The sequence below is a fragment of the Paenibacillus sp. E194 genome (genome assembly GCF_000935845.1).
Lineage (GTDB): Bacteria > Bacillota > Bacilli > Paenibacillales > Paenibacillaceae > Paenibacillus_B > Paenibacillus_B alvei_B.
In genome coordinates, this window is record NZ_JMDX01000358.1 from 1 (window position 1) to 4,355 (window position 4,355).

At 37.5% G+C, this 4,355-nt stretch carries 6 protein-coding genes; all 6 read left to right on the forward strand.

The window, feature by feature from the left end:
• Positions 1-575: recombinase family protein (locus tag AZ66_RS27260; protein WP_044357775.1), on the forward strand; the 575-nt coding region annotated here is incomplete at its 5' end.
• A gap of 228 nt (positions 576-803) precedes the next feature.
• The gene (locus tag AZ66_RS27265) at positions 804-2,039 is read left to right on the forward strand and encodes an IS110 family transposase (RefSeq protein ID WP_044357776.1); all 1,236 of its coding nucleotides are present in this window, start codon (positions 804-806) and stop codon (positions 2,037-2,039) included.
• A gap of 331 nt (positions 2,040-2,370) precedes the next feature.
• Positions 2,371-2,649, forward strand: coding sequence for a hypothetical protein (locus AZ66_RS27270; RefSeq protein ID WP_044357777.1), 279 nt, complete (start codon positions 2,371-2,373; stop codon positions 2,647-2,649).
• Positions 2,650-2,886: 237 nt separating this feature from the next.
• Positions 2,887-3,165 carry a hypothetical protein gene (locus AZ66_RS27275; protein WP_161627353.1) on the forward strand — a complete coding sequence of 93 codons (279 nt, stop codon included), beginning with the start codon at positions 2,887-2,889 and terminating at the stop codon, positions 3,163-3,165.
• Between the two features lie 57 nt (positions 3,166-3,222).
• Complete coding sequence (locus AZ66_RS27280; RefSeq protein ID WP_044357778.1) at positions 3,223-3,483, forward strand: hypothetical protein; 261 nt, start codon at positions 3,223-3,225, stop codon at positions 3,481-3,483.
• Between the two features lie 496 nt (positions 3,484-3,979).
• A partial coding sequence (locus AZ66_RS27285) for a YfjL-like protein (protein ID WP_044357780.1) occupies positions 3,980-4,355 on the forward strand: 376 nt, incomplete at its 3' end.

Sequence of the window (4,355 nt, forward strand, 5' to 3'; positions counted from 1 at the left end):
TGATGTCGTTCATAGCTAGCAATAAGGTTGATTACGTGGTTGTTCTAAACACTAGCCGATTGTGGCGAAGTGATCTAGTTAAAGTGCTTGTTCATCGTGAATTGAAAAGGCACAACATTGACATCCAAAGCATCGAGCAGCCAACATACAGCATCTTTAAGAAAGATCCATCAGACTTTTTGATTAACGGTCTTATGGAGTTGTTGGATGCATACCAGCGATTAGAAATCTCTATGAAATTAGGTAGAGGGCGAAATAAGAAAGCATCCGAAGGCAAGTTTGCAGGTGGCGGTATTCCTTTTGGTTATAAGGGGAAACGAGGTTCAAAGAAGATCGTTATTGATGAGAAGCAAGCAGCCATTGTTCAACGATTATTCTGTCTTAAAGAGCAATATCCTACATGGTCATTATCGGCGTTAGCTGAGAAAATGAATGAAGAAGGGTTATCTACGGAGCAAGGAAGGATGTTCACCAAGGTACAGGTGAAGCGAATCCTAGACCGTAAAGCATTTTATCAGGGAAAGTATCGTTACGGACAGATCGAAGCAGATGGAGTGCATCAAGCAATTATTTAGTCAAGGAACGCATTGAAGATAAATGAGATATTGCTAACGTGTCTTTGCGGCATTGACCGCTCGAACTGAGGATGCAAACTTATTTAACCAATGTTGTTCTAGCCACTCGTTTGAGTGGTTACTAATGGGCTGATACATACGGAGCAAGTGTCTGAGTAGCAACGAGTCTTGATTGAACTGGAATCAAACTCATTAGTAACAATTCAAATACAGAGGGAGCGGAGGAAAATGATTGAGCAGCAGAATCTTGTTTATGTAGGAGTTGACCTACATAAACAGCATCATACAGCCGTCATTATTGACTGTTGGAGCAAAAAGTTAGGGGAAATTAAATTCGATAATAAGCCGTCTGCATTTCCCTTGCTCGTTAAGGAAGTTAGGAAGTATGCCAAAAAAGGATTGTCGGTTGTCTATGGGCTTGAGGATGTAGGAGGTTACGGCAGAGGGTTGGCTGTCTATCTTAAAGAAAATCAATGCTGGGTGAAAGAGGTCAATGCCAAACTAGCAAATGCTAGAAGACAGAGCCATGTGACGGTTCAGAAGTCTGACAGTTGGGACGCTGAATGTGTTGCAAAGGTATTGAGAGATGAACTGGAGCGATTACCTGATGCTAAGCCGATCGATTTGTACTGGGCGATTAGTCAACTTGTCACGCAGCGGAAATGGTTTGCCAAAAGCCTAACTGCAACGGTAAAGAAACTACATCAACAGATTAGTTACCCATATCCAAGCTATAAGAAGTTCTTCTCTGAAGTTGATGGTAAAACGGCGTTAGCCTTCTGGGAAGCATATCCTTCACCGCACAAATTGAAAGACTTGTCAGAGGAAAAATTAGCTGAGTTTCTGCGAAGCCATAGCAATAATGGGCTTTCCCATAAGAAAGCTGGTCAAATATTATCTCTTATTTCCGTTGATGGTGATACGTATCGTGACTTTCAAGATTCACGCGATTCGGTTGTGGTCAGTCAGGTGAGGTCAGCTGGCTTTTTCAAGAAAGAGATTGCTAAGGTTGAAGTTGAAATCGAGCAGTTGATGGGGCAGCTTGGCTTTCAACTTGAATCCATGACAGGAATAGATATTGTGACAGCAGCGGAACTTGTGGCAGAGATTGGTGATATTCATCGTTTTCCAACAGCGGATAAGCTAGCTCGTTTTGCTGGTATTGCTCCAGTAATGGTTGGTTCAGGAAATAAGTCACGCAACCACAAAAGTAAGCAAGGAAACCGAGAGTTGCATGACATCATCAAAAGCCTTGCTATCCGTCAGATCGCCGTTACTCGCACTAAAAGAGTGCCGAGGAATCCCTATTTTCATGCTTACTATTTACAGCGGATATCCGAGGGGAAAACAAAGCAGCAAGCCATTATATGTATCATGAGGAAGTTGATTAATATCATCTACGCAATGATGAAGAAGAAATCAGCTTATGAGATGCCAACGATTCCGAGAGTGCAAGTAGGATGATATAATTGGTGGTAATTGGTTGAGGATGCCAGTTGCCACCTTCTTTATTCTAAGTTCCGTTTTATAAACTAGGATACGTATGAAGGGGATATTAAAAGTCCACTGAGTTGTCGGATATACTGTAGTGGAAGGAAATATCAGTAAAATGAACATTTCTTACTACACTAGTAATGGGCATGTATACAAAACAGTTCAAGTTAATACTGCATTGTTAGCTAGTGGGGTAGCAGATATTTCTCAATCCATAACTAACATGTATTTCACTACGAAAGGCATGCTTCCATACTAAATTAAAGGTGGGATTTCAATTAGTAAAAGGTTAAAATATTTCTTGCCATTATATTTAATAGGATATCTAATATCTATTGCTGGAACGGGCATTCCAACTTGGAGTTACTTAATTCCAATAAAATTAGTTGCTGTTTGTTTGATGCTAGTTGGAGGAAATGGCGTATATTATATTGCGGAAGAGAAGCAGTTTATGCTCGCAGCTTTTTTTCGTACGCTTAAAAACATTTTGATTTCATTTGTTTTGTTGTTTATTTTTGCTATTATACAAAATGTATTAAAGCAGTATTCAGTGGATCTAACACCTTTCATAGGAATGTAGCGAAGCAAAACGTATGCGTTTTTTATCTAGAATGTTGGTGAAAAAGGGAGGAAGTAAATCAACTGGATCAAAAGGTGCATCATAGTGGGGAATTGCCACTGCTTCATTGGTTCAGTATTCGGTGCTTTAAACTGGTATATTTCCAAGTAGTTCACTCCAATATGATGTATGGAGATGTACGAAATGTAAAAGAGTTTATGTGTTTATAAGGAAATAAAGTTATATTAAGATATGCTATTGAAGAGGATTTTTGTTAATGATGATTATCTTTGCGCTAAACTACATACGAGTGTAACAACTGTAGGAAGTGACGCAACAGTCTATTTTAATCCTAAATCTAATCCCACTATACAAACTACAGACCCTAAAGCTGGAAATGTTAGTGGACAAAAACGACCTTCTTATGTTGGTTTAGTTCATGAATTGATTCATGCTGATAGAGCAATGTGTGGAGCGCAATACGAATATAAAACGATGGGTGCTTATATTTATCAGATGTTAGAAATGGTGATATAACTGAAAACAATATAAGAGCAGAGCATGGATTACCTTTGAAAGGAGCATATTAGTCTAGTGAAAAAGAATATGCTTTCTGGGTTAGTTTTGATTATCGTATGTCTTTTGATAGGATTATATTTTTTAAGGAATACTTCGAAAGATGTTGACGATGATGTAATAATGAAAATTTCAATATATCCTACAGCAGTACTCGATGAAACATACTTGTTTGTAGTAAGGTCAGATAAAATGCTCGAGGTATCAAAAGGTGTTCGGAAGCATCAAACGTTTGATTTTCACTTAAGAAAAGTAATAGATATAAAAAAAGGAAACTGACAGCTGAAGAATCAAAGGTTCTACTCGATGCAGCAAACAGAATCGAAGAAACGAGCGATAATATCACGAAAAAATTAATTGCGGATGGGTGGGATGTGTCCATCTATTACAAAGGAAAAATAATGGATTTGAACTACTATGGTAATGAGTCAAAAGATTTAGATGTATTAGTTAATCAACTAATATTATTGTCACCAATTACCGTAGATCTGCATGGGTGGTCGTAATTTTCACAGCTCTCAATATCTCCTTCAATAATTAAACATTAACTACAGATGATCAAATATGTACTTTTCTCCTGCCACACGCGAGTGTAACAGTTAAATATAAGGACAGTAGAAAAACAGCGTACATGCTTGAACTGTGACCTAAAGTGCCCCCTTTGCATAGACATTGGAATAACCCAACTGCTAATTTGATAAACTGCACCAATCAAATTTTCACATTTATCGTATTAATATCTTGCTAAGGAATAACTCATAGAAAGGTCGATAATATGGGGAAACGAAAATTTTTGATTTGGAGCTTATTAACGACTTTTATTGTCTTGTGCCTATCTATATTTGTTTACTTCAATGGTAACCCATGGAAAAATAGAGAGTTTGCTCAAAGTGTCGAGAGATATATGAAAGCAACTTATCCAGAGATTGCTATTAAACATCAAAGTGTTTCGTACTCGTTCAAAGAAATGAAGTATTATGCGACAGTTATCACAAATTCTGATCTTGCTATTAGAATAAGTACAGATTATGACAACCAGCTTGTGGATAATTATTATGTGGCTAAATGGCAGGATGAAGTAAGTAAATCAATAATTATGTATATCAACAAACATATAGATCCTAAGGCAAAAGTTCAATTTTTTATTGAAG

What these genes read in the sequence shown, in the direction of transcription:
- AZ66_RS27265 (WP_044357776.1), top strand. Translation starts at nt 804, where the DNA reads ATGATTGAGCAGCAGAATCTTGTTTATGTAGGAGTTGACCTACATAAA.